Here is a 23,381-nt window from a genome sequence, read left to right as displayed (position 1 = left end):
AAATAGTCTTTTCGCCTATACTAATTTGGTATGCAGATTCGATAGTGACATCATTGTCCCTATTTATACTTATATACCAAAAATTCAGTGAAAATAAGGATAAAAAATAAATGAAGAGGTGACTTTTACCATGAGTGGCATATTTGCTATGACTGGAAGTATTGATGATGAAAAAATGAACCACGTTTTACACTCGATGAAACATCGTGGTCCTGATAAAGGTGGCGATACATTATTAGATTCCTTTCATTTAGGACACCAACAGCTGTCTATTGTAGGCGTGAATGAGAGGAAACAACCTATTTCAAATGAAAATAAGACAAAGTGGATTGTCGTAGATGGAGAGATTTTCAACTACCAAGATTTGAAAAAACAACTTCGTGAAGCAACTACATTTTTAACAAAATCAGATAGTGAAGTCCTATTGAAGTTGTATGAGGCACAAGGCGCTCAAGCGGTCAAACATTTAGATGGCATGTTTGCATTCGTGATTGTAGACACAGAACAGAATACATTCATGGCTGCCAGAGATACACTGGGCATCAAGCCATTATACTACGGTAATGATAAAGAGGGGAATATGGTATTTGCCTCTGAATTAAAAACCTTATACCTTGTAACCGAGGATGTACATGAATTTCCTCCTGGGCATTATTATACCCCTGAGGAAGGATTTATCGCTTATCGGCATATCCATCAGCCTGATGCTGAACATCTTTTTTCTGAAAATAAAGTATCAGAAATAATGGGCGGCATTCGTGATCAACTGGACCGTGCAGTGCAGAAAAGTTTGATAGCGGATGTTGAAGTTGGTCTATTGCTAAGCGGTGGGCTTGATAGTAGTTTGATTGCCTTGCTTGCTCAAGAACAAAGCAAAATGAATCAACCAATGAAATCATTTTGCGTAGGCAGTGAAAATAGTGAAGATGTGATTCGAGCACGTGAAGTGGCTGAAGAAATCGGAACTGATCACTATGAATACATTTTTACGGAGCAAGAATTAATTGACCATTTGCCCGAAGTAATTTATCACCTCGAGTCCTACGATTCTTCGCTTGTCCGCAGTGCTATTCCAAGCTTTTTCGTATCAAAATTAGCAGCTGAACATGTGAAAGTAATTCTGTCAGGAGAAGGAGCCGATGAATTATTTTCCGGCTATAGCTACCTGAAAGGGATAAAAAACACACAGAAATTAAATGAAGAATTGGTTCGCATCATTAACACCCTACACAACATTAGCTTACAAAGATCAGACCGGATGAGTATGGCTCACTCTGTGGAACTTCGTGTACCGTTTCTTGATTTAGAAGTGATTGATTATGCTTTGAAGATCCCGGCAGACTTGAAACTAAAGGATGGCAAGGTGGAGAAATGGATCTTACGCAACGCTTATGACGGAAGGTTAGAAGACAATATTATCTGGAGAGATAAAGCAGAATTTTCCGAGGGAAGCGGAGCTCTTAATATTCTGGAGAGTTATGCTGAAAGTCAATATAGCGATCAAGAACTAGAAGAGGCAAATTCGGAAAATGATTGGGTTCGTTCCAAACAGGAACTGTTGTACTATAACATTTTCAAAGAATATTTCCCTCAGAGCTCTGTTCTTTCCACCGTTGGACACTGGGCTACAAGCTAAAAACCGAACAGTGCCTGTCACGCCCCGTATTTTGTCGAATAATGTTAAAAACGATCACTTTATTAGTGATCGTTTTTTTCGACTCTTATCTGCTCCACCTTGATTTTATCTGTGTGGAATCATCCGCTCCAGGGCGGGTGTATTTAATAAAGAAGGATAACACGAGACCAATAATAGCGGTAATCCCTGCAACAATAAAGGAGACGTTCACACCATGTATCATCCCGTTCAGGCCCTCATCCGGTATCGCGCCTGTTGTCATGACCGTTACAAGCAAGGCCGTTCCAACTGCACCTGCGACTTGGCGCATCGTATTATTCATCGCTGTCCCGTGTGGTATTAAGCTTTCCGGTAGCTGATTTAATCCTGCTGTAGTTACCGGCATCATAACCATAGCCACCCCGAGCATCCTTACAGCATTGACTATCGCAATATAATTAAATGTAGTCTGCTCAGATAAATTCGTAAACATGAATGTTGTTACGGTTAGGATGGATAGCCCAATAATCGACAGCCACCTGGCACCGAATTTATCAAAGAGTCTCCCTGTAATAGGATTCATAAGTCCCATTACAATCGCACCCGGCATCAATGCCAGCCCTGACTCCATTGCTGTAAATCCGAGCATATTTTGCATAAGTAACGGTAGTACAACCGCTGCTCCGATCATGGCCATAAATACAATCATACCAAGCGCTGTTGTTAAAGTGAATACTTTATATTTAAATATCCTAAATTCAAGTATTGGTTGTTTTAATTTCAACTGCCTCAATATAAACCAAGTAAGAGTAATGGCTCCAACAATCATGGAGATAGAAACTTGCCAGCTGGCCCATCCACTATTACCAGCGGTACTGAATGCGTATAATATACCACCAAACCCAAAACTGGAAAGGATAATCGATAAGACGTCAACTTTTGGAAAGGTCCGTTTTGTAACATTTTTGAGTATGAAATAAGCAACAATTACGTCAATGATAACGATTGGCATAATCACATAAAATAAGCTTCTCCATGGAAAATGCTCCACAAGCCACCCTGAAAGAGTTGGGCCTATAGCTGGAGCAAATGCGATTACTAAGCCAAATAGTCCCATCGCTGTTCCCCGCTTTTCAATAGGAAAGACGAGAAACATGATCGTCTGCATCAGGGGCATAATAATCCCTGCGCCAGAAGCTTGAAGAACTCTTCCTGCCATTAATACTGAAAACCCTGGAGCAATAGCACAAACCAATGTACCCACACCGAAAAGACCCATCGCCGTGAGAAAGAGTCCCCTTGTTGTGAAACGTTCAATCAAAAAAGCTGTGACGGGGATCATAATTCCGTTAACAAGCATAAAAACAGACTGAAGCCATTGGGCAGTGTTTGCGTCCAAATTCAAATCAGCCATAATATGAGGCAGCGCCGTACCTAAAAGGGTCTGATTCAAAATAGCAACAAAAGCACCTGAAATTAATACAAGCATGAGTGGTACTCTGTTGATCGTAGACCCAGCTGATTGTGGGGTTTCGTTTGTAGCCATTTTAATTTTTCCTTCTTTCTTCATGATAAAGATCTGTTTTACCGACACTATTATCAGCATTCTCTATAGGGTAAAAATCATCCATAGTTATGATTATTGCGTCGGGTACAATAGGATATAATAACACACGAATTTATAGAATGGAAGAAGGATGTTTTATAAATATGGACGTGATTTCATAGGTAGCAGATAAGTTTTCATATACACGAAAAAACAAGGTTGACGTTAAGGTTCGTTTTTCATATCGTCTGCTAGTGGTAATAGGAATATCCCTTCTTTTAATGAGCTTCATGCCTTTCATTCAACTGGCTAACATAAAGGGGTACGCACGCCTCGGATTTTGTCGAATCGTGTTCCATGTAAAAGGAAAACGTTTGGGTGTACACTTCCCTTTTACATGAGTGATATCTAGGATTTATAAAATCTTATTTAAAAATTCTTTTGTTCGTTCTGATTGTGGATTTGTAAATAATTGTTCCGGTTTTCCTTCTTCAACAATAGTTCCCTCATCCATAAACAGGACACGGTCGCCTACTTCCCTGGCAAAGCCCATTTCATGTGTTACGACAAACATTGTCATCCCTTCGTTTGCTAGCTGTTTCATTACTTCAAGTACCTCCCCAATCAGTTCAGGATCCAAAGCTGAGGTTGGTTCGTCAAACAGCATCATTTTAGGCTCCATGGCAAGCGCTCGTGCAATAGCAACACGCTGTTGCTGTCCTCCTGAAAGCTGGTTAGGGTATTGATCAGCTTTATCAGCCAAGCCGACTTTTTCGAGCAGTTTTTCTCCACGTTCACGTGCTTCTTCACTACTTAATTTACGAACCTTTTGTGGAGCGAGCATAATATTTTCAATTACTTTTTTATGCGGAAATAAGTTGAACTGCTGAAACACCATACCTACCTCTGCGCGGATCATATTTATATTGGTTTGGGGATCTCTTAAATTCTCTCCGTCTACAATCACGTCTCCACTCGTAATCGTTTCCAGCATATTTAAACAACGAAGAAACGTACTTTTTCCGGATCCACTTGGGCCGATTACACAAACAACTTCCGATGGCTCAATCTGGCAATTAATATCTTTCAACACTTCGTTGTTTCCAAATTTTTTGTATAAATTCTGTACTTTAATCACTGGATATCCAACCTTCTTTCTACAACCCTTAAGACAAGGGATAAGGTTAATGTAATAGCAAGATAAAATACGGCCACTGCTGTGTAAATTTCAACTGCGTTAAAATGATTTGCTGCTATGTTTCTTCCCTGGAACATAAGCTCCGGAACAAGAATGACAGATAACAGCGAGGTGTCTTTTATACTTATAATAAACTGGTTCCCCAGTGGCGGAATCATCCGTTTAAATGCTTGCGGCCAAATGATATGACGCATCGTCTGCCGCTGATCCAAACCAAGCGAACGCCCCGCTTCCATCTGCCCTTTATCAACAGACTGTACTGCACCACGTACAATTTCAGCAATGTAAGCTCCCGAGTTCATCGCAATCACTACGATACCTGCAGTAACGGATTCCATATTATATTGAGTAATTAACGGTAGAGCAAAGAATATCCAAATTGCTTGTACCAGTACAGGGGTGCCCCGCACTACTTCAATATATACACTAGCTATACCGTAAACAATCTTATTATTGGAAATCCGGCCAAGTCCAAAAATAGCTCCTAAAATAAAGCCGATTATTAGTCCGACAACTGATATTAACAGTGTGTAGTACAGACCCGTTCCTAATTGTGGCAGAAAATCAATTACACCTGCCCAATTAAAATTTCCCATGATTTCTCACCTCTTATTGAAAATAAAGCTAAGGCTTACCTATAAATTTGGAGATAAGCCTTAGCTTGTTCGTTATTTTAGATGAAGGATACCTCTAGTTGTTGTATATAGCTGTATTTGTACGATTTATTCTGCAGATCCAAACCATTTTTCATAAAGTTCATCGTATGTTCCGTCTTCACGCAATGTTGCTAAAGCTTCGTTGATAGCTTCTACTAATTCTGGATTGCCTTGAGTAATAGCAATACCATAATCCTCCGCTTGATACAGATCACCAACCATTTTTAAGTTATCCTCTTCTGATGTTTGAATATAGTACCGGACGTTTGGATCATCATATAGAACAGCATCTGAACTACCATTTTCTACTGACAAATACGCCTGATCCAATTGTTCATATTCATTGGCTTCTGCTCCCTCAATGTTCTCATCAATGTAGGCGGAGCTTGTTGAACCTAGACGGGTTGCAATTGTCTTTCCTTCCAAGTCTTCAATACCTTGAATATCTTCATTGTCTGCAGGTACTCCGATCGCCAAACCGGATTCAAAGTATGGATCACTGTAATCAATTACTTCTTTTCTGTCCTCCGTTATACCAATGCCTGCAATAGCAATATCAAATTGACCCGTCTGTAATCCTGGAATGATACCGTCAAAATTGGTAGTTTCTATCTCAATTTCGAATCCCGCCTCGTCAGCAATGGCATTAATGAGATCGATATCAAACCCAACAAGTTCTCCATCTTCCATAAATTCAAAAGGCACAAAGGCGTTATCTGATACGACGGTATATGTATCTTCTAATTCGCTTTCTTCTCCATCGCTTCCTTCTGCATTATCACCACCGGCATTACTGCCAGTCCCACAAGCTGCCAGAACAAATATAAGCGCTAGTGTTAATAATATAGTAACCTGTACTCTCCATTTACCTATTTTCACTGCAATTACCCCCTTAAGTTGTTAAAAAGTGCTGATTCATCAAACCATTCATCTAATTCAACTATCAATCTAATAATACCAAAGATTTAAATTTTAAGAAAATAGATTTTTAAGGCATTTTACGGAATAATCACGTCTTTAATAACCCTCAAGCTATATATAAAGCTTATTCCATCCATATAATAGAGATAACTCCGAAATGCTTTTTAACTCCATGCAGTGCCTGGCACGCCCCGTAATTTGTCGAATCGTGTCAAATCAATTCTCTTTTTGCTTTTATATCCTCTTCCTTTTTTAATAAAAAACGCTTCCTCAAGAACATAATCTTAAGGAAGCGTTTTCGCACCACTTTGCTAGCTCAACGGTAACTTAGTTACACAATCTCCAAGTTTTAATGGATAAGTCTTTCTTCACTCTATCTATCCAGGTATCAATCAAAAAATTCCATATGTGGCTTTTCCGCCTTATAATAATCAATCCGATCTTGGAATGTTCCAGTATGAAATTCAAATTTATGGCCATCCGGATCGGTAAAATAAATCGACTTTTTATCACGCTCATCCCTTGGTCGACCTGATAAAATTGCCACGTTTAGTCGTACTAGTTTTTCATATATAGCATCAAAATATTTTTCTTCGATGGAAAATGCTAGATGTGTATAAGACTGATAGATTTCATTGCGTGGAATATCCCTTTCTTCATTCAAAGCAAGCCACAAGCCATTAAGATCAAAATAAGCAGTGGTCTTCCCTTTCACTAAAAGTTTTGCATCAAAAACATCTCGATAAAAGTGAATCGACTTTTCTAAATCTGAAACAGAAAAAAGTAGATGATTTATCCCCTGTACCTTCACTACGATGCACCCCTTAAAGAACCCTATGATACCTCAGCGCCTTAAAATCCTCACCTTCAACAATGCCGTATTCATCCTGTTCATGGATAAAATGAAACCCCTTCTCCTCATAAAAAGGGATTCCTTTATCATTCGCTTTTGTCACATTCACCCACTGCTCTTTGGCACCGTGTTTCATTAATTCCTCAGTAACAGCGTCAAGGAGCATGGTCCCTATCCCCTCTTTTCTGCGCTCAGGATCCAAATACAATACAAACAGTTCTCCGTGATTTTCACTGATCATGCCGCCCGCACCTGCACCAACAACTTCCCCGTCATCAACAGCAACAATCCACCCATTCCATTGTCTGCTGGTTGTTGTAACTTCCTTTATAATTCTTTCATGGGTGTAAAATTCTTTTATCATCCTGTTTATGTATTCACTTGAAAGCAGTTCATCGTAAGTCGCCCAGTAACTATCAATACAAACGCTTGCAATGCCCTCCGCATGCTCTGGTGTTGCTTTTTGAATGGTTATCATGAAGTCACTCCTATTGAAAAGAAAAAGCTGGTTATCATTCACCAGCCCGTTCTACTATCGATTATTATTCTTCTTCTGTTTCTGCTTATTCAAAAACTTCCTTATAAAAGGATATATTATTGGTCCATATTTTATAATTTTTCTTAGCAATTTACCCATCGTTGTCTCCTCCATTGCACTAGGTTGTACTTTCCTATGTTTATATTACCATGAAATAGAAAATTTTAAACAACAGGAATTGAATGCAGTTAGTGTTACCAAGTTTCATCCAACTTTTCTGCATAAAATTTAATTGCTCTTTCATAATTTTTCAACCAAGGATCATCCGATGATCCGGCAAGCGTTTGCAAAAGTATCGTTACAGCAGCTTTTTCCTTACCCAAATTGTACATTACCATGGCTAAAAAAGCTTTTATAGCCGAATTATCAGGGAACTCCTCTAATCCTTTTGATAAAATTTCCTCTGCCTTCTCGTATTCACCAATACATCTATAGCTGCTCCCCAGTTGCACATAAGCCGCTTCACGAAGTTCACCTTCAATATTATTCGCAAGCGCATTTTCGTAATATGGAATGGCTTCGCTTTCCAAACCCTGCCTGTCAAATGTTTCAGCGAAGTAATGATTACCTTCTGCATTGTCGGGATTACTATTTAATATAGGAAGTAAAATTTCCTGGGCCTTTTCAAATTCCTCATTTTCGATCAGTTCCCTTGCTTTATTTAGCATATAACATTCTCCTCTCTTTATTTATAAATTTAGATTAATAGCGTGAATAACAAACGGGACAACCAAGAATAAGACGGCTATTCCAATTAACATCTTAGATACTTTCGCTGACAGTTTCATTCTGCCTTTTCCAACATACCATCCAGAAAATTGCAATCTATTACGGTATAACACAAAAAGCAAAATGTAAATGCCAACAACCGGAAACCATTGATAATTTTCTACATCATCAAATTGATAGAAATTACCAATTAGAATCCATAGTAGACCGCCTAATAGTAAAAATATAAAAATGATGCGTAATAATTCCAGTAGGACTCTTAACATGATTTTTCCTCCATAAACTTGTAACAATTCTTCACTTTTGACATCCAGTAAGCCAAGCCCTACCATGGAAGTTCTTCTTTACTGGTAAGTTCTATCAAAAAGGGATAAAGCCCAGCCACCAACGGAATAGAAACTAACAACATAATAAAATAACAAGTGAAGGACCGATGAAGACGTTAATAAGCATTAAGCAAGGTGCTATAAAGAGTAACATATTGGATTTTTTTCTTGTACGTGAAGTAACATATTGCTTCTCCGCGCAATACGGACAGGTCATTCCAGTATCTAATGTGAAATATCTTTTACATGTTTGCTTCCAACTCCATTTATGCTCGCAATTCTGGAAAATTGGCATGTGAAGACCCCCTTGATTATTCTAAAAGGTTAAAATGTATCTATATACAACACAATTAAAGTTATGCCCAACACCAAGAAAAAGCCTTTTATTATCTTAATAATATATTCTCTTGAATGTAGATACTTCCACATCATAAATGAATCAAAGGCATGAGAAACGACAACAAAAAATAACACTAATGGGATCCCAATACTTGACGAATTGAACAAGAAAATAAGAGATATAACCAATCCTATTACAATTAGCGCATTTCCCCATTTGTGATACGCATTTATATATTTTCCTGATTCCCCTACTTTTTCGATACCTAGCAATCTTCTTGCTAATTTTACAACAATGTACATTAAAACGAAGAAAATAGCCAGAAGCACTAGTAAAAATAAAAATGGCATAGATTCCAGCCCGTCCTTATATCAAATTTTTCATTCAATCCCATAATCTGAAGCATCCATCAATACCCGAAGTAAACTCTCAAATAACATCCGCTGTGATGGATCAGACCAGTCCTCATTAGCTTCCTCCAATAGCCACATCACTTCATCTAAAAAGACATGCTCTATCGTCTTTTGCCAGTACGAATGTTCTAAATCAGTTAAATGAACCGACTTATTGTAGCCAGACAAGAAAAGCTTCCATTGCTCAGGGGTGAATATTGTATCAGGTGCAGTCGACAACTCGTTATGAAACAAAAGCAAGGCCAATGCTAAATCAAAAATCCTCGGAATCCATCCAGCATTATCCGGGTCTATTAAATAAGGTTCTGGTGTGTAAATTAAATTATTAGCCTTAAAATCATACGGTGTTACGACATTCGGCAAGTTGCTATTTTGTAATTCTTCCTGCTGGGATACGATTTGGATTAACTTCTCTTTGTGCTGTACACTATCCAATACAAATTCATACTTTGCTGCATTCCTTTCTATATTTTGCATGCTCTCTTCCACTTCTTCAACGGTAAAGTCATAGACATCATATTCTTCCAATTGATATACATTTTCTTTGGGTGAATGACTGTGAATTCTCCCGAAAAACTTGCCAGCCTCATAAATTTCGTTATCTTTCCCCGTATATGTAGAACCTTCAATATAAGGATAAACAACGTATGTTTCTCCATCAATGGTTTGCGGGTTATGCCTATTCAAATTCACAGGAGTTACTACTTTGATTCCATTATCGCTTAAGAAGGTTGTATATTCGATCAAACGATATGCTCGCTCAATTGGCCGTTGTGTTTTCTTAACAATTACATCACCTTTTTCAAGCATAACATGGTATACAGGTGAAAAAGGATAAATACTAATCGGCTCTTCTTCCGTATAAAAGCCGAATTTCTGCATTATAGTTGCTCCATTCATTCTGTTCAGCCTCTCTGTGCATTGAATTAACTTCCATAGTTGTCTTCATACTCGATTAATGCCATCACACTAAAAAGCCCTGCAGAGAGTTGTACCTTTATTACATTTACTTGCTCCTCTTCGATAAACTTGTTTATTTTTTTCTCTAATCGATCTGCACCCGCGTATGATTCTAGAATTTTAACAGCTCTCCAAAAGAAGTCTCCCACCTCAAGGAATATGAAAGGCGATAGCCCAAGGACTAGGTGGGAGATGAATTTCGGTTAGCCTCAGTTAAATACCTTCTTTTCAAACTGCCAATTGTTATTATGGCTAATTCGTTTCAAGCTTTTGAGACCAAACTGTTTATAATTTTTATTGGGCATGGTGATATAATCCCCATCAATGGTCTTGACGTATGCCCCACTTGTCCCTGTAAACCCTGTAATATAGCCGGTTGATTCATATACTCTAACTTTGTCATTCAAGTAAAATCCCTTGAGGTATTTCTTGTTCTTTTCATTTCGTTTACTCATCGTGTTTTTCGTTTTACGCCCCTTCCTAGCCGTCGCTTCATGCAGGGAACGTTTCTTTTTCCGAAATTGCTTGATGTTGAAAGTGTCTCTGGTGTTTTCTTTGATGAATGGAATACCACTAATCGCAATCGCATCATTCATATGGCTTTTTTCCAATCCCAGTTCTTTACGTTTCGGCGTAGTTACTGATCCATAGGTGATTGCTGCGTGTGGATACTTGAAAAATACCCTCCTGCGAAAGCTATTCATGAACGGACCTTCTTTGTATTGTGGCAATCTTTTTCCTTCGATCATCCACTTCCAAAGAATGTTTCCGTTTTTATGATTCTCATGTGTGTGACAGTCCGTACAGACGGTAACCAGGTTATCTGCCCGGTTGGAACCTCCGTGTGAACGGTATAGGAGGTGATGAGTGTTCAAAATTTTGCCTTTCTGTTTGCACACGTGACATGTATAGTTATCCCTTGCGAATACAAAGTAACGCACATCATGATACCCATATGCCTGACCCTGTTGGTAGGCAACCCCGGCAATATCCGGGTCGATCATCTTTTGCACATCGAATTTGCCAACCTCTATGGTTAACGCAGGATTAGGCACAAGATCGTAAAACTTGTCGATCCAAAAGAAGGTATTTTCCACCCGGCTCTGGATACTCGGCGGCAACCATCCTTTCTCCCGGTTGCGGTTTTGAAAGCGCGGTTTGCGATAACGTGTTTTCCGGTTTCTTCTGGAGTGTCTGTAGGTTCTTCTGGTATCAATGGCAGCTTTGACATCCTGACGCAGTTCTACTTCTCCCTTAGCTAGTACCTTGTCGTCACTCGTGATAGCGATGCCAACATGTTTTGCTCCCAGATCTACCCCGATATTCACTTCTTGTGTATATCCACTGCTTCCATACAGTAATTGAATCGTAAAAGGGTTATGAGATACAATCTTTGCTTTCTTTTCTTTTAGTAAAACTCGAGCTTTTCTTGGTTTACATGGCATCAAAGGTTTACCATGCTTGTTGATAACGAACACTAACATAGAGTGTTCCTCCTCTCAGAGTGGTTACCCTTCGCCAATGTTGGTATGGCTTTGCTTATATAAGCCAAAGTCAGGTTGACCGTTCCTACCCATTTAGAACTATTACAGCGCCTGCACAGAGCAACGGACTAGGGTATCATCCGAGGGTGTGGTAACCAAACCAACGTAGTCAATGAAGACTAAGGCTAGACAACTAAAGGCTCTTTCAAGCCCCACTTCAATCGGACCAAAAAGGTCGATAAGTGGTGGGTAGTTGACAACTCCTTTCAACGCATCATCACAAAGAAACGGAATAAACATCTATATCCTTGCCCCATTTATTAATACGCTTTTCCCATTTCATCCCTATCCGTTCCGCCACTTTAATCGATGGAACATTATTTATATCGATTAAGGAAATCATCCTTGTCAATCCCAGTTCTTCAAATCCATATTTTTTACAAGCTAATGCTGCCTCAGTAGCGTACCCATTTCCCCACACACGCCTTGCAAATAAATATCCGATCTCCATTTCGACCACACCATCGACTTTTTGCAGAACAATCCCACATTGCCCGAGAAACTCTCCTGTTTCTTTTTCCTCAACAATCCACAAGCCAGAGCCAAAGTTGGCATAATTGCTTATTGTCCAGTCAATCCATTTCTTCGTCTCCTGTTCATCTTTGGTGGATGGATAATATTCCATAGCTACTGGGTCTGAGAAAATTTCCATTAAATTTCCCACGTCATTATTGTTCATTTTTCTTAAGTTTATTCTTTCTGTGCTTAATACAAACGAGTTATCCACTGGCATTTAATCTCCAATTTTGATCTATTTAAAGTAACAAATGTTACCTGCATATACAGTGCTAGACCGCCCTCTGTCCATTATAACAGCAATAAATTTCATTACACAACAAAATAACAAAATAGTATTAAGATTATTTGCAAAAGAACGTTTATTCGATTGTAATAAAGATAACTGAATTATAAAAAAATGGATGTGGTAAAATGATAGTAACGGATACAGTACTTGAAGAGAAATCCTCGTATTCAATGAGTCCGCCTTATTACGACGGGCTTTGGAAAAAGTTAATTAGTGAATTGTTTAAGGAATTTATGCAGTTTTTTGCCCCGGATTTGTATGATGAAATAGTTTTTGCAAAAACCCCGATTTCTTGCAGCAAGAATTGCATAAACTAATTATTAAAGAAAGAGAAGGAACAAATTATACGGATCAAATTGTAAAAATACCGTTGAAAAGTTGCAGCTTGAAGCATTAGGGATAAAGCATAAAACCCAAATCCTAGACTGCCAAATATAACAGCGATAATATTTTGTAACTTATAATTCTCTTACATAAAGACCGATTGGAAACAATATGGAAACAAGCATAATCAAGGCCTTGCTCCCATGATCCAATCCAATAAGCCCTTGATGGTTGCTATAATATTCTATTCCTGCTTCTGCCATTGTTTGTCATTCTATATACGACATCGGGTTTCTGATACTGAAACTAATACTGAATACCATCCAACCAATTATAAAAATATCATGTATTATTCCAATCCAACCGATAAATTTCAATTTGAACATCCATCCTTCAGGTAGATTAGCTCTTCTTCATCTTCTAATAGAATGAAATGGGAGTTTCACTGTCACACACCTATATCTATAATCCCTTTCATACGAAAAACCTTCCCATCCAACTCTGGACCAACTTTCTGCATACCATTCTTTATGTAAAATTTAATCGCATTTGTATTGCCTGTAGCCACTCTTAAATGAAATTCATTTACATTTCTTGTTTTGAAAAATTGCATTGCATAATGATGTAGCTCCCGACTGACTCCACTACCTCGCTTTTTCGGGGTTAGATAATATAAATGAACATAACCGATATTTTCTCCTTCATACTCTCGAATGGAAAGTTCAAGCTGTCCAATTGGTTCATCATTTTCTTTTACCAAAACAAATCCAGCTGGAAAATGAGCTATCTTATCTTCCAGCCAATCCAGATACTCAGATTCTTTTCCTAAACCTGAATCATCCCCAAAACTTATAACAAAGGAATCTCTTCGAAAGCGGATAACCGTATCACGATCCTTTATTAAGTCGATTTTATCAAAATGCAACAATGTCATCTCCACCTTTATAAAGCACTATAAAATTGCTTTACACCTTACCAAACTAGAATTCACTCAAATCATCCCATCCATAAACCAACTCATTAAGATCCACCCCAGCAATTGTAATTTCCATTGAATCTATCTCTCTAGCACCCAAGGATTCGTAAAAATACTTGGAAGGATTATCTTCTAAAGCCAGTACAATCATGGAATTGATACCGAATTGCTTAAGATCTTCAATTACTGGTTGCGTCAACATTTTCCCTATTCCTTTTCCTTGAAATTCTTCCATTATATAAATTGCATACAGCTCGCCAAGAAACGCATCATAATTTCCGGTTTTCTTTTTACCACCAGTTGAAAATCCAACTATCTCTCCTTCCTCATTTTCAGCAACATACACGTTTTGTTCAGTCACATTACTTTCCCATAATTTCGTTCGCTGATCATAGGACAACTTTTGTAAAAATTCATCTGGCAAAATTCCTTTGTATGTCGTTCGCCAACTGTCTACATGTACTTTTGCTATATGCTGAGCATCACTCTTTGTAGCTTTTCTAATATTCATTGATTATCTCCTTTCAGCGACATATACAACGCAGGATTCAATCTTTCCCTGTTTCTTTGTTAAAACTATAAACTTCCACGCTTTTTAATCATTCTTTCGGCAAAGAGGAAACACCCTAACTCAAACCAAAATAAATCAAGCCTGAAACTATTATAAATCCCGAGAAAAACAAAGCCTTATTCAGATTAGACCAATTTTTCATCCAGCCCCATCTTTTTCTATAGATATCAAGCCAAAAAACGTCCACAATAACGGCCAAAACAACAATCAAAATCACTGCAAATAATGCCATGGATTTTATAACCCCCCATCAACATTTACATAATTGAAATCCCAAAGGTATAAAACTCACCTCTATACTTTCAACACCATACGCACTGTCCGCAAAATATGACCATCAAAGTCATCATCAAACTCAGAGACGACTTCAAATCCCTTTGCTTTATAGAATGTTGTACCGATTTCATTATTTTTTTCAACGCTTAAATGAACTTCCCTTGAACCTAATTGATCCATACTTTCATGTAACAGAGCAGTACCTATCCCTTTTCCTTGGTATGCCGGAAATAAATAAAGCGCAGCAAGTTCCACGTTTCCGTCTTTGGAACCGGGAGTATAATTGGCAAAGCCCACCACTTTTCCATCCACTTCCGCAACATAAATAAGCGTGTTCTTTAAACGCTTTTTTATCATCTTGTTACTATAAGCAGCTTTTAAGAAATTTTCCTGTATACGGGCAGGAATAATGCCTTCATATGTTGCATTCCAGCTCGCTTTTGCAACATCCTGCACTTGCGGTATATCTTTCCTTTTCATCTTACGAATCAAAAAATCCATTCCCATCATCCTTATATAATTGTGCCTTAATTGCAATATTTGATAATATTATACCACCTATCAGCTCATCTGTACCGTCTATTTTTCTAAAAATTATTGCGTTGTTTTAAGATTATGTTATAATCGTTATAACGATTATAATATATTGGAGGTTGGTAAAATGAGTAAACATGAACGAAAAGTAACCAAAATCGGCAACAGCTATGGGATTACCTTTCCGAAAGAACTATTAAAAGAAGCAGGAATTTCTTATGGAGACAACGTTCAATTGGAAGTGAAGGAGGGCGACATTGTGTTAAAAAAAGGTAAACAGGTAGAGCTTCCTGAAGGTATAAGTGAAGATTTCTTTGAAGTGTTGGAACGTAATACGGATAAACATAAAGAAACAATAAACGAATTGGTGGACAGATAAATGCGGTACTTAACATATAAAGAAGTTGCTGCCATTAACCAATATATCATTGAAAGATTTAGTCCTGGAGAGCAAATTGGGATAAAGTCAACTGAATTGTTAGATTCAGCTGTGCATCGGCCCAGTCAATCCGTTTTTGGTGAAGATGCTTATCATTCAGTCTTTGAAAAAGCAGGAGCACTCTTTGAATCTATTGCCCAAACCCAGGCTTTTCACAATGCTAATAAACGTACAGCTTTTTTGTCATTAACACAATTTTTGTATTATAACGGGTATGATTTTGAAATGAACAGTCAGACGGAGCAAGCAAATTTTACTGTCAATGTGGTTAATAAAAAGTACAGCTTTAATGAAATGGTAGAGGTAATTGAAACATATAGTTTCCCTTTTTGATAAGTAAAATGAAAAGAAGAAAAAAGCATTGCGTTTGTCCAATGCTTTAAAAATTCCTCTTATATAAACTACCACCAGGTTTTTTATTTTTAAACAAAGCTTTTGAATTACTTTCACTTACAATCTCAATATCAAGCCCTTTATCAATCCGACGTCCACTGACGTGCGTTAACAGTGCAGCAATCCCCAATGAAACAATGAGCATCGCAATAATACCAAGGATGATCATGAAAGCAGGATAGCTCGCCTTCCAGGATAGAAGTGTTGCAAAGACGCCAACGAATGCACTCCAAAATCCGGACAGATCATTGCTTACCTCTGATAGAAATGCCCCGACATCACCGGGAATGACCAAAAGCACAAATGGAATTAGAGCAACGAATAGATAAAGATAGGGCACAACCATTAAAAGAATAGCTGTTCCAAATTTCACCTTCTGTTGCGGATTTTCCGGGTTATATTTCGCCCCGGTTGTGCCAAGCCATAATCCAATCGCACTGATCCCAACCGTAATAACTGCTTTCACAGCAATCCCGATAACAAACTGCGTGATTGACCAACCAAGTAATATTCCGATAATAACTTCAAGTACTGTTAATATAATAAATGGCAGAAGCCAGCTGATCCAGAGTTTTCCAAGTGCTATATCACGACCGGCCAATGGAAGGGTCCGTAATATCCAAACAGATACGCCTTCTCTCCCAATGGAAAAAGCAGCCAACTGTCCATTAAAAATACCATAAATGAAAAGTAAAACAAGCTGTGCGATCGGCCAGGATATTTCATTAAACCCTTGCAAATCACTGAGTGCTGCTCCACCAGTGAATAAACCAATCAATGGGAAAATAATAATGAATGCAAGAGGTAAAAAGACGAACCATTCCCGCATATCACGCTTAATTGCAAACCATTCTTTTTTTCCAACCGCAATAACAGGATGTCGTGGTGTATGTTGACCTCTTTTCACTTTCGTGGTCTTTTGTTTCTTTTTCTTCTTCCCACCACCTTCACTTAACCGGATCCAGCCCGTGCGGAAGCCTTTTTCAACAAGGCTGGATGTTAAAAGCATCATTAATACAGCCAGGATAAGTAATATGGCCAGCGGAAGCAGAAAGTCCGCTCTCCCATTTATGGCATGCACGATTGCTTCACTTGCACATGTGACAGGAACCCAGTCCGGAAATAATGGAAGTCCTGCTAAAAGTGCATCAACGATCGATCCCTCATTTGCCATATTCGGTATCATCACCGTAAAATAGCCAAACAGCCCGGCAACAAGACTTATGATTGGCATCAATACCTCATTAACCTTACTGGCTGGGATAATCTGAATCAACACGAGGTTCATTAAATAAGCAAGCGAAAGACCGATGGCGATTATCGCTAATAGCACAAGCAGCGAAACAGGGTAAAAAATTAAGCTCGCTTCCGCTAGAACCCCGTAGACCATTAGCAGAACAGCAAGAAACACGAAAATCACAAGCGGAACACCAATAAAACTTTGTATATATTTCACCCAGAAAATATACCTTGTTGGGATAGGCAATGTGAAAAGTAAGCCTAAATCTGTTGCGGCATACAAATTCTTAAATACTTGTGGCACGCCCATTAAAACAATGAAAACGATACTCACTAAAAAGCCGTATCCTAAAATTCCTAAAAGCACGGGCTCCGTGATCGATTCGCCTACAGCCAGGACGCCCCTGGACAGGAAAAACAGGAGGAAACCAAGTATAATCAAGGCTACGAAATAACTAATGATATTGGATCTGCTTTGTGATTTTATCGAATTGATTAGCAGTTTACGTTGATTATTCAGAAGTACTTTCATCATTTGCTGTCACCTTGCGCTTCTTTCGATATTTCGCTAATTATATCCTGCTGATCCTCCCCGCCGGTTAGCTCCAGGAAGATATCTTCAAGGCTTTGATCTCCTTTTCCCTCTTGTGTTTTCAGTTCATCCATCGTTCCTAACGCAATAATGTTTCCATCTAAAATAATGCCAACACGGTCACACATTTGTTCAGCGATCTCCAGGATATGTGTCGAAACAAAAGCGGTCATCCCGTTATCACATAACTGTCTGAGCAAGTTTTTCAGGCTTCGTGCGCTTTTTGGATCAAGTCCGACGGTGGGTTCATCCAAAAATAACACATCAGGCTCATGGACCAGCGCCCCGCATATGGCTATTTTTTGTTTCATTCCGTGTGAATAACTTTCAATTAATTCATTTGCGCGATCTGTTAAACTAAATACACGTAGTAATTCTTCTGTTTTTGCTTGAAATCTATCTTGTGGAATTCGAAAAACGGAGGCAATAAATTCGAGATAATCCCACCCCGTTAATTTTGGATATAGATTGGGTTGGTCAGGAACATAAGCGATCAGCTTCTTCGCTTTGATGGGCTCCTTCCAAATGTTAACGCCACCTATTTCAACTGACCCAGTCGAAGGTTCCAGTAAACCCGTCATCATTTTAATTGTCGTTGTTTTTCCTGCGCCATTTGGCCCTAAAAAGCCGAATAGTTCCCCTTTCGGAACTTCCAAATTCAGATTATGTACCGCTTCTTGTCTCCCGTATGATTTTGTTATGTCTGTTAGTTTAATAGATGCTACGGTCATGGATTTTCCGCCCAAAGATCGTTAATCCATTCTATTGTACGCATACTTATTAGTTGAGGTCAAAATAATTTTTTGTAATATTTTTGCCGTGATGGACTTAACTGCTATATTAGGAACGTGCATTCCCCGAACAGTGCCTGTCACGCCCCGTATTTTGTCGAAAAAATAAGGGTGGCGATCTTTGATTTTTCGCTACCCATTTTATTCTTCTACCTTATTTTTTTGTAATGATGGTGGACATGCATAATTGTATGCTTTGATTTTTTTATTAATCTCTTTGATTTTTTTGCGTCTCTCTTTTCCTTCAAGTGTTTGGAGCTCCACTTTTAAATGATCAATCTCATTTGCAAGCTCCACCCATCTCGGTAAGAAATTATTGTCTTTCAATGTTTTATACAGTTGCTTCTCTGGGGGATTCATATAATCGTTCCTGAGTTTTAAAGGTTTGCCTTTACCGGGAAGATCATCAAAATGACCTTCTCTTTCCGCCTTTTTTATAATTTCAGACATATGATCAGTGTACTGAATCCTCTCATCAATCTCGAATTCATCTTTCTTTCCATCATTCATGACGATCACCCCCTCGAGCCACTATTTCATCAACAAATGCTTCCAGTAGCGCTTTTTCCTTTTTGCGTCTCTTCCACCACAATAGCTATATACTTATTCTATGTTCAAAGGAAAAATTCCTGCGAATTTTATTGCACTATTCCGCGAAGACGGCTTTCTATTTTCAACTCCAATAATCCGGATCCGCCATCCTCATCTCCTCTACTGCATCATCCAAATCAGCAGGTGTAATAGTGAATATAGGGTAATCCTCTTTCGTGTTCTTAGCAGCTTCATTAAAAAACCGATTACTTCTCGGAAATTCATCATCCATCAGCATGAGACAGCCGTCACTCTTATCCACCAGCCACATGTTCTTCGCCTTAAACTGATATGCGCCTTTGTATTCTCCCTGGTAAATCGGCTTGTAAAAATCACAGACGGTAGTGAGTTCTTGGTATTTTTCCTGAAGTTCTTCAGGCCAGCGGGATTCCTGATTTTCAAAGGGAGGGAAAATGGCAATATTAACGTCATACGTTTCCTTTAAATCCAGCACAACTTCGGCAGTCCACAATTCAACACCCATCTGACCGGAAATCAGAACCCATTCCAAGCCTTCTTCAATAAAATAGATCAATCTTTTTTCAATGGCCGCTTTAATAAACGCTATCCGTGGGTCACCCTCTTTAAATATATTTAATTCCATTGGTTTATACCCTGTTACGGTCAAAATTTTCATATGTACAGATCACCTCATTCAAGAAAAGAACCGGCAAAATACATGCCGGCCTATCCTTAAGTTAACACCATTTATTCGGTTTTTTCCAGTGATTCATGCCATGGTGACCATATCCGTTTCCTTGAGAATGCGCACCTGCTACATGATTACTATTATGATCATTACATTTTCCCATTCCATGCGGTTGACCGCCGGGTGACATTGCGCCTGCTACTTGGCCTCCTGGTCCATAACCATTACCTGGTGACATCGCGCCTGCTACCTGATTGCCAGGGCCTGCAGGAACATTAAAGGACCCTGCGTATTCATCTACACTGTTTGTTGTATTTTGCATAGATGTGGAATGTGGGTACACATGCTGATTTTTCACAGTATGGTGATTCATAACGGTCGTGTGAGAAGGATGTACATGTTGTACGACACTTTCCGAATACTGATTTACACAATTATGCTTAGTCGGATGCACAATCTTCTTTGGGCATCCACAATGTGGGCCGTGGTGATGTCTCATTTAAAATCCCCTTTCCTATGATAGGTTCACTATTAACCTATGGAAAATGTACAGAAATTGTATAAGACATAAACCTATTTCAGAAAAAATATCTAATCGATCATCCTAGTAATGCCCCAGCACCCCCTTTTTCATCGCAACCTTTTCACAATACAAAAGGCAGCACCAGCTGCCTTTTGCTTGATCCAACTTTACATATCGTGATCCGCGCCCTTATTCTGGCGTGAGTGATTTCTCTGTTTTACTTTATGCGATCCGCTTAATGGTTCTCCATATGGTTGCTCTGGGCTTTTCGGTAAGTTTGGCTTTTCTTGTTGCTTTGGCCCTTTTGGTTTTCCACCCATCATTGTCCCCTCCTTTCCTGCTTTATCGATAGCTTTTGGAGAGGAATGATGTTCTATTCACAATTAATTACGGAGGGGATATCTGAATATCGGCCCATCAAACACAGTGGTATGGTACTCGCCCGATTCCCCCATTGGGCACACATCTTGCTCTCTAATATCTTGGATAAAAGCTTCATCTAATTTGCGACCTACCCATTCTTTAGGAAGTTTTGCATCATCTACTCTAATGACTACCGCCTTAAAATCCAGTGACACGAATTCCCGCAATAAGTCAGGCGCGTCTTCTTTCTTGGACCATAATGGATATAGCGCTTTAAGCCCAGCCGCTTCTGCAACCTGTTCACCCCACTCTCGATGTCCTTCCAAGTAAATATCACCAAAAGCAACTGCATCAATATTATAAAGTCTCTTTAATTCCTTCAACGTTTCCACAAAATCGTGCGTATACGTATCAAAATCCGTTTCTATAAAATGTTCTGGAATGTTAAAACTTTCTGCCTGTGCTTTGATTCGATCTAGCTTTTCATCATGTGCAACTGTTTTCTGCTTCTCTTTCCATACCGTGGTAACCAGACAAGAAACTTCCATATTTTGTTCCTGCAACCGATACAATGCTAAACAACTATCCTTCCCGCCACTGAAGGATAATGCGATCTTTTCAGCCATCGTCTCCACTCCTGCTCGTATAAATGCCTTTTCTAATACGGCTATACCATTTTATTTTCCCAGCCAATTTTCAATTCCTCTTTCTACTTCTTCTTGAGGAATCTATGTAAAATATACGATTTTCCTCTCCGCTTAGTTCAATTTATTCTGCTCTTTCAGCAAATCTCTAATTTCTGTTAGCAGCTCTTCCTGTACATCTACTTCCGGCTCTTCTTCAACCTCTTCTTCCTTCCGCTTAAATTTCATCAGCAAACGAATAAATAGGAAAATAGAAAAAGCAATAACAACAAAATCAAAAACCGATTGAATAAAGCTACCATATAAGATCTCTGCATCACCAACCCTAATCATTAAGTTGGTGAAATCAACACCACCCAGCAATATCCCTACTAGTGGTGTAATAATATTATCGACGAGTGATGTTACAATTGCACCAAAAGCTCCACCAATAATGACTGCAACTGCTAAATCCATTACATTTCCTTTAAACGCGAACTCTTTAAAATCATTCCACATGAGTCAACCTCCATTTACATTTCACTTGGTTATATATTAACCAATACAGCTGACACGTGCAATCTACAGCATGGAAGGTATATCAGAGACTGCTGTTGGGAATGCATACGTTACTTTTTTCAGCTCAGCAGTTGTTAGCTTCAGTTGAATGGCCATTGCAAAATAATTGATTAACTCATCTGCCTTTCCGGTTAGTAAATGTGCGCCTATAATATGGTCTGAATCCTTGTCTGTAATTATTTTCACCAAAGCAATGTTTTCATTCGTATGCTTGTATGTGAACCAATCCGCAATATCCATATAATTGATATCCACATTTAGCGAAGATTCCTTAGCCTCTTCCTCAGACATCCCAGCTGCTGCAAGCTTTGGCGTGGTAAATACGACAGATGGAACACCTGTATAGTCAGCCGTTTTCTGATTTCCCTGTAAAATATTTTCGGCAACTATTTCTGCTTCTAAGTGCCCAACAGGTGTTAACGGGGATCCACTTGTATTTGCCACATCCCCTGCTGCATAAATATTTGGGTTACTGGTATTTTGCATAAATTCATTAACAGTGATGCCGCCTTTTTCGTATGCTACATTTGCTTTTTCCAAATTAAGAGCATCTATCTCCGGTGCGCGTCCCCCACCATGAACGGCGATATCGCCTTGCCATGTTACTTCTTCACCGTTCTTGTCTGCTTTAACCGTGTAGCCATCGGCAGTTTTTTCGATTTCTTTTACAGATGCGTTCAAATGTACGTTAACGCCAATATCTGTTGATTTTTTTACAAGCTTATTAACAAGATCTTGATCAAACCCTTTCAGTGGCTGCTCGCCCCGTTGAATAATGTGGACCTCACTTCCTGACCTTGCTGCAATATGCGCAAATTCAAATGAAATGTAGCCACCACCGACAAAAATAATCCGCTCAGGTAGCTCTTCCAATTCTAAAAATTCATCACTATAGGTGAGATGTTCTTCCCCTTCAATTGGTAATGAAACAGGGGATGCACCTGTTGCAATAATAATTTTACTTGCCTTTAGATTATCATTTCCGACCTGCACTTCCTTTTCACCTATAAATTGTGCTTCTCCATGAAAGGTCGTTACGCCGGCGTCTTTTAAACTTTTTTCCTTTGCTTCAGGAACAGGCTCTGTAAAGTTGCGCTTAAACGCTATTAAATCCTGCCAATTTATCTTGCTGGAAGTTTCAAGTCCATTCCCTTGCATGCGAGCATTCTGATCAATAATATTCGTAGCACTTGTGAGTACTTTTTTCGGATTACAACCACGTAACGGGCATGTACCTCCATAGCCACGTGAATCTATAATGGCCACATTTAAATCAGAATTGCTGCATTTACTTGCTATATCTCCACCACTTGGACCAGTACCTATTACAATAAGATCAAATTGTTTAGACATGTTAATTACTCCCTTCATCACTAATTATCTCTATAATAGAAATTCCCTTTTTCTATTGGATTAAACACCTATAGCTTACATGGATAGTGTACACTAGACAGAGTGCACCTATTTATTCCAA

The 23,381-nt window shown here is 38.8% G+C and carries 32 protein-coding genes; 3 read left to right on the top strand and 29 right to left on the bottom strand.

Features of this window, described 5'->3' with window-relative positions:
- Positions 1-130: 130 nt before the first annotated feature.
- Entirely contained in the window at positions 131-1,636 is a 1,506-nt protein-coding gene (asnB, locus tag KFZ58_RS05590; RefSeq protein WP_235793823.1) for an asparagine synthase B, read from the top strand.
- An 85-nt stretch (positions 1,637-1,721) separates the two neighbouring features.
- Here asnB and KFZ58_RS05585 read toward each other — a convergent pair whose 3' ends face one another.
- The 20 genes from KFZ58_RS05585 to KFZ58_RS05500 all read right to left on the bottom strand — a co-directional run bounded on the left by KFZ58_RS05585 (position 1,722) and on the right by KFZ58_RS05500 (position 15,092).
- Positions 1,722-3,161: an MDR family MFS transporter gene (locus tag KFZ58_RS05585; protein ID WP_235794671.1), complete on the bottom strand. Its 1,440-nt coding sequence runs from the start codon at positions 3,159-3,161 to the stop codon at positions 1,722-1,724.
- Positions 3,162-3,576: 415 nt separating this feature from the next.
- On the bottom strand, positions 3,577-4,299 hold the full coding sequence (locus KFZ58_RS05580) for an amino acid ABC transporter ATP-binding protein (protein ID WP_235793822.1): 723 nt from the start codon (positions 4,297-4,299) through the stop codon (positions 3,577-3,579).
- Positions 4,296-4,955, bottom strand: a complete 660-nt coding sequence (locus tag KFZ58_RS05575) for an amino acid ABC transporter permease (protein WP_235793821.1) — start codon at positions 4,953-4,955, stop codon at positions 4,296-4,298. The genes KFZ58_RS05580 and KFZ58_RS05575 overlap by 4 nt, the downstream gene beginning before the upstream one ends.
- A gap of 126 nt (positions 4,956-5,081) precedes the next feature.
- The gene (locus tag KFZ58_RS05570; protein WP_235793820.1) at positions 5,082-5,894 is read right to left on the bottom strand and encodes a transporter substrate-binding domain-containing protein; all 813 of its coding nucleotides are present in this window, start codon (positions 5,892-5,894) and stop codon (positions 5,082-5,084) included.
- A gap of 430 nt (positions 5,895-6,324) precedes the next feature.
- Entirely contained in the window at positions 6,325-6,747 is a 423-nt protein-coding gene (gene fosM / locus KFZ58_RS05565) for a FosM family fosfomycin resistance protein (protein WP_235793819.1), read from the bottom strand.
- A gap of 13 nt (positions 6,748-6,760) precedes the next feature.
- Positions 6,761-7,267 (bottom strand): GNAT family N-acetyltransferase, encoded by a 507-nt coding sequence (locus tag KFZ58_RS05560; protein ID WP_235793818.1) that lies wholly within the window; start codon positions 7,265-7,267, stop codon positions 6,761-6,763.
- Positions 7,268-7,321: 54 nt separating this feature from the next.
- Positions 7,322-7,426: a small protein YxzF gene (gene yxzF, locus KFZ58_RS19445; RefSeq protein ID WP_502654444.1), complete on the bottom strand. Its 105-nt coding sequence runs from the start codon at positions 7,424-7,426 to the stop codon at positions 7,322-7,324.
- A 95-nt stretch (positions 7,427-7,521) separates the two neighbouring features.
- Positions 7,522-7,995: a tetratricopeptide repeat protein gene (locus tag KFZ58_RS05555; RefSeq protein WP_235793817.1), complete on the bottom strand. Its 474-nt coding sequence runs from the start codon at positions 7,993-7,995 to the stop codon at positions 7,522-7,524.
- A gap of 21 nt (positions 7,996-8,016) precedes the next feature.
- Positions 8,017-8,322, bottom strand: coding sequence for a hypothetical protein (locus KFZ58_RS05550; protein WP_235793816.1), 306 nt, complete (start codon positions 8,320-8,322; stop codon positions 8,017-8,019).
- A 133-nt stretch (positions 8,323-8,455) separates the two neighbouring features.
- Complete coding sequence (locus tag KFZ58_RS05545) at positions 8,456-8,677, bottom strand: TIGR04104 family putative zinc finger protein (protein WP_235793815.1); 222 nt, start codon at positions 8,675-8,677, stop codon at positions 8,456-8,458.
- A 29-nt stretch (positions 8,678-8,706) separates the two neighbouring features.
- Positions 8,707-9,072, bottom strand: coding sequence for a DUF4181 domain-containing protein (locus KFZ58_RS05540; RefSeq protein WP_235793814.1), 366 nt, complete (start codon positions 9,070-9,072; stop codon positions 8,707-8,709).
- A gap of 30 nt (positions 9,073-9,102) precedes the next feature.
- A complete protein-coding gene (locus tag KFZ58_RS05535) occupies positions 9,103-10,017 on the bottom strand; it encodes a phosphotransferase (protein WP_235793813.1) in 915 nt (304 codons plus the stop codon).
- Positions 10,018-10,061: 44 nt separating this feature from the next.
- Positions 10,062-10,244: a hypothetical protein gene (locus KFZ58_RS05530; protein WP_235793812.1), complete on the bottom strand. Its 183-nt coding sequence runs from the start codon at positions 10,242-10,244 to the stop codon at positions 10,062-10,064.
- A 60-nt stretch (positions 10,245-10,304) separates the two neighbouring features.
- Positions 10,305-11,579, bottom strand: coding sequence for an RNA-guided endonuclease IscB (gene iscB, locus KFZ58_RS05525; protein ID WP_235793811.1), 1,275 nt, complete (start codon positions 11,577-11,579; stop codon positions 10,305-10,307).
- 277 nt (positions 11,580-11,856) lie between these two features.
- Entirely contained in the window at positions 11,857-12,372 is a 516-nt protein-coding gene (locus KFZ58_RS05520) for a GNAT family N-acetyltransferase (protein WP_235793810.1), read from the bottom strand.
- A 530-nt stretch (positions 12,373-12,902) separates the two neighbouring features.
- Positions 12,903-13,031, bottom strand: coding sequence for a hypothetical protein (locus KFZ58_RS19135; RefSeq protein ID WP_255695058.1), 129 nt, complete (start codon positions 13,029-13,031; stop codon positions 12,903-12,905).
- A 185-nt stretch (positions 13,032-13,216) separates the two neighbouring features.
- A complete protein-coding gene (locus tag KFZ58_RS05515) occupies positions 13,217-13,696 on the bottom strand; it encodes a GNAT family N-acetyltransferase (protein ID WP_370642439.1) in 480 nt (159 codons plus the stop codon).
- 52 nt (positions 13,697-13,748) lie between these two features.
- Positions 13,749-14,255 carry a GNAT family N-acetyltransferase gene (locus KFZ58_RS05510; protein ID WP_235793809.1) on the bottom strand — a complete coding sequence of 169 codons (507 nt, stop codon included), beginning with the start codon at positions 14,253-14,255 and terminating at the stop codon, positions 13,749-13,751.
- A 115-nt stretch (positions 14,256-14,370) separates the two neighbouring features.
- On the bottom strand, positions 14,371-14,547 hold the full coding sequence (locus tag KFZ58_RS05505; protein ID WP_235793808.1) for a hypothetical protein: 177 nt from the start codon (positions 14,545-14,547) through the stop codon (positions 14,371-14,373).
- Between the two features lie 62 nt (positions 14,548-14,609).
- On the bottom strand, positions 14,610-15,092 hold the full coding sequence (locus tag KFZ58_RS05500; protein WP_235793807.1) for a GNAT family N-acetyltransferase: 483 nt from the start codon (positions 15,090-15,092) through the stop codon (positions 14,610-14,612).
- 160 nt (positions 15,093-15,252) lie between these two features.
- Between KFZ58_RS05500 and KFZ58_RS05495 the strand changes: the two genes are divergently transcribed.
- Positions 15,253-15,504 (top strand): AbrB/MazE/SpoVT family DNA-binding domain-containing protein, encoded by a 252-nt coding sequence (locus tag KFZ58_RS05495; protein WP_235793806.1) that lies wholly within the window; start codon positions 15,253-15,255, stop codon positions 15,502-15,504.
- Positions 15,505-15,897, top strand: a complete 393-nt coding sequence (locus KFZ58_RS05490) for a type II toxin-antitoxin system death-on-curing family toxin (RefSeq protein WP_235793805.1) — start codon at positions 15,505-15,507, stop codon at positions 15,895-15,897.
- A 46-nt stretch (positions 15,898-15,943) separates the two neighbouring features.
- Here KFZ58_RS05490 and KFZ58_RS05485 read toward each other — a convergent pair whose 3' ends face one another.
- The 9 genes from KFZ58_RS05485 to KFZ58_RS05445 all read right to left on the bottom strand — a co-directional run bounded on the left by KFZ58_RS05485 (position 15,944) and on the right by KFZ58_RS05445 (position 23,260).
- Entirely contained in the window at positions 15,944-17,731 is a 1,788-nt protein-coding gene (locus KFZ58_RS05485) for a putative ABC transporter permease subunit (RefSeq protein ID WP_235793804.1), read from the bottom strand.
- Complete coding sequence (locus KFZ58_RS05480; protein ID WP_235793803.1) at positions 17,728-18,519, bottom strand: ABC transporter ATP-binding protein; 792 nt, start codon at positions 18,517-18,519, stop codon at positions 17,728-17,730. The genes KFZ58_RS05485 and KFZ58_RS05480 overlap by 4 nt, the downstream gene beginning before the upstream one ends.
- A 201-nt stretch (positions 18,520-18,720) precedes the next feature.
- A complete protein-coding gene (locus tag KFZ58_RS05475; RefSeq protein ID WP_235793802.1) occupies positions 18,721-19,089 on the bottom strand; it encodes a DnaJ family domain-containing protein in 369 nt (122 codons plus the stop codon).
- A gap of 163 nt (positions 19,090-19,252) precedes the next feature.
- On the bottom strand, positions 19,253-19,807 hold the full coding sequence (locus KFZ58_RS05470) for an SLOG family protein (protein ID WP_235793801.1): 555 nt from the start codon (positions 19,805-19,807) through the stop codon (positions 19,253-19,255).
- Positions 19,808-19,868: 61 nt separating this feature from the next.
- Entirely contained in the window at positions 19,869-20,318 is a 450-nt protein-coding gene (locus tag KFZ58_RS05465) for a spore coat protein (protein WP_235793800.1), read from the bottom strand.
- A gap of 191 nt (positions 20,319-20,509) precedes the next feature.
- Positions 20,510-20,662, bottom strand: a complete 153-nt coding sequence (locus KFZ58_RS05460; RefSeq protein WP_235793799.1) for a small acid-soluble spore protein P — start codon at positions 20,660-20,662, stop codon at positions 20,510-20,512.
- A 63-nt stretch (positions 20,663-20,725) separates the two neighbouring features.
- Positions 20,726-21,331: a Dph6-related ATP pyrophosphatase gene (locus KFZ58_RS05455; protein ID WP_235793798.1), complete on the bottom strand. Its 606-nt coding sequence runs from the start codon at positions 21,329-21,331 to the stop codon at positions 20,726-20,728.
- 132 nt (positions 21,332-21,463) lie between these two features.
- Positions 21,464-21,847, bottom strand: a complete 384-nt coding sequence (gene mscL / locus KFZ58_RS05450) for a large conductance mechanosensitive channel protein MscL (protein ID WP_235793797.1) — start codon at positions 21,845-21,847, stop codon at positions 21,464-21,466.
- A gap of 63 nt (positions 21,848-21,910) precedes the next feature.
- Positions 21,911-23,260 (bottom strand): dihydrolipoyl dehydrogenase family protein, encoded by a 1,350-nt coding sequence (locus KFZ58_RS05445; RefSeq protein WP_235793796.1) that lies wholly within the window; start codon positions 23,258-23,260, stop codon positions 21,911-21,913.
- Positions 23,261-23,381 lie beyond the last annotated feature (121 nt).

Source organism: Virgibacillus sp. NKC19-16 (assembly GCF_021560035.1).
In the GTDB taxonomy this organism is placed as follows: domain Bacteria; phylum Bacillota; class Bacilli; order Bacillales; family Amphibacillaceae; genus Virgibacillus_L; species Virgibacillus_L salidurans.
This window is presented reverse-complemented; position numbering and strand designations above follow the sequence as displayed.

What these genes read in the sequence shown, in the direction of transcription:
- KFZ58_RS05470 (WP_235793801.1), bottom strand. Translation starts at nt 19,807, where the DNA reads ATGAAAATTTTGACCGTAACAGGGTATAAACCAATGGAATTAAATATA.
- KFZ58_RS05505 (WP_235793808.1), bottom strand. Translation starts at nt 14,547, where the DNA reads ATGGCATTATTTGCAGTGATTTTGATTGTTGTTTTGGCCGTTATTGTG.
- KFZ58_RS05485 (WP_235793804.1), bottom strand. Translation starts at nt 17,731, where the DNA reads ATGATGAAAGTACTTCTGAATAATCAACGTAAACTGCTAATCAATTCG.
- KFZ58_RS05550 (WP_235793816.1), bottom strand. Translation starts at nt 8,322, where the DNA reads ATGTTAAGAGTCCTACTGGAATTATTACGCATCATTTTTATATTTTTA.
- KFZ58_RS05545 (WP_235793815.1), bottom strand. Translation starts at nt 8,677, where the DNA reads ATGCCAATTTTCCAGAATTGCGAGCATAAATGGAGTTGGAAGCAAACA.
- KFZ58_RS19135 (WP_255695058.1), bottom strand. Translation starts at nt 13,031, where the DNA reads ATGGCAGAAGCAGGAATAGAATATTATAGCAACCATCAAGGGCTTATT.
- asnB (WP_235793823.1), top strand. Translation starts at nt 131, where the DNA reads ATGAGTGGCATATTTGCTATGACTGGAAGTATTGATGATGAAAAAATG.
- yxzF (WP_502654444.1), bottom strand. Translation starts at nt 7,426, where the DNA reads ATGGGTAAATTGCTAAGAAAAATTATAAAATATGGACCAATAATATAT.
- KFZ58_RS05520 (WP_235793810.1), bottom strand. Translation starts at nt 12,372, where the DNA reads ATGCCAGTGGATAACTCGTTTGTATTAAGCACAGAAAGAATAAACTTA.
- KFZ58_RS05455 (WP_235793798.1), bottom strand. Translation starts at nt 21,331, where the DNA reads ATGGCTGAAAAGATCGCATTATCCTTCAGTGGCGGGAAGGATAGTTGT.
- KFZ58_RS05490 (WP_235793805.1), top strand. Translation starts at nt 15,505, where the DNA reads ATGCGGTACTTAACATATAAAGAAGTTGCTGCCATTAACCAATATATC.
- KFZ58_RS05585 (WP_235794671.1), bottom strand. Translation starts at nt 3,161, where the DNA reads ATGGCTACAAACGAAACCCCACAATCAGCTGGGTCTACGATCAACAGA.
- mscL (WP_235793797.1), bottom strand. Translation starts at nt 21,847, where the DNA reads ATGTGGAATGATTTTAAAGAGTTCGCGTTTAAAGGAAATGTAATGGAT.
- KFZ58_RS05510 (WP_235793809.1), bottom strand. Translation starts at nt 14,255, where the DNA reads ATGAATATTAGAAAAGCTACAAAGAGTGATGCTCAGCATATAGCAAAA.
- KFZ58_RS05500 (WP_235793807.1), bottom strand. Translation starts at nt 15,092, where the DNA reads ATGGATTTTTTGATTCGTAAGATGAAAAGGAAAGATATACCGCAAGTG.
- KFZ58_RS05575 (WP_235793821.1), bottom strand. Translation starts at nt 4,955, where the DNA reads ATGGGAAATTTTAATTGGGCAGGTGTAATTGATTTTCTGCCACAATTA.
- KFZ58_RS05560 (WP_235793818.1), bottom strand. Translation starts at nt 7,267, where the DNA reads ATGATAACCATTCAAAAAGCAACACCAGAGCATGCGGAGGGCATTGCA.
- KFZ58_RS05465 (WP_235793800.1), bottom strand. Translation starts at nt 20,318, where the DNA reads ATGAGACATCACCACGGCCCACATTGTGGATGCCCAAAGAAGATTGTG.
- KFZ58_RS05475 (WP_235793802.1), bottom strand. Translation starts at nt 19,089, where the DNA reads ATGAATGATGGAAAGAAAGATGAATTCGAGATTGATGAGAGGATTCAG.
- KFZ58_RS05495 (WP_235793806.1), top strand. Translation starts at nt 15,253, where the DNA reads ATGAGTAAACATGAACGAAAAGTAACCAAAATCGGCAACAGCTATGGG.
- KFZ58_RS05460 (WP_235793799.1), bottom strand. Translation starts at nt 20,662, where the DNA reads ATGGGTGGAAAACCAAAAGGGCCAAAGCAACAAGAAAAGCCAAACTTA.
- KFZ58_RS05555 (WP_235793817.1), bottom strand. Translation starts at nt 7,995, where the DNA reads ATGCTAAATAAAGCAAGGGAACTGATCGAAAATGAGGAATTTGAAAAG.
- iscB (WP_235793811.1), bottom strand. Translation starts at nt 11,579, where the DNA reads ATGTTAGTGTTCGTTATCAACAAGCATGGTAAACCTTTGATGCCATGT.
- KFZ58_RS05540 (WP_235793814.1), bottom strand. Translation starts at nt 9,072, where the DNA reads ATGCCATTTTTATTTTTACTAGTGCTTCTGGCTATTTTCTTCGTTTTA.
- KFZ58_RS05445 (WP_235793796.1), bottom strand. Translation starts at nt 23,260, where the DNA reads ATGTCTAAACAATTTGATCTTATTGTAATAGGTACTGGTCCAAGTGGT.
- KFZ58_RS05535 (WP_235793813.1), bottom strand. Translation starts at nt 10,017, where the DNA reads ATGCAGAAATTCGGCTTTTATACGGAAGAAGAGCCGATTAGTATTTAT.
- KFZ58_RS05480 (WP_235793803.1), bottom strand. Translation starts at nt 18,519, where the DNA reads ATGACCGTAGCATCTATTAAACTAACAGACATAACAAAATCATACGGG.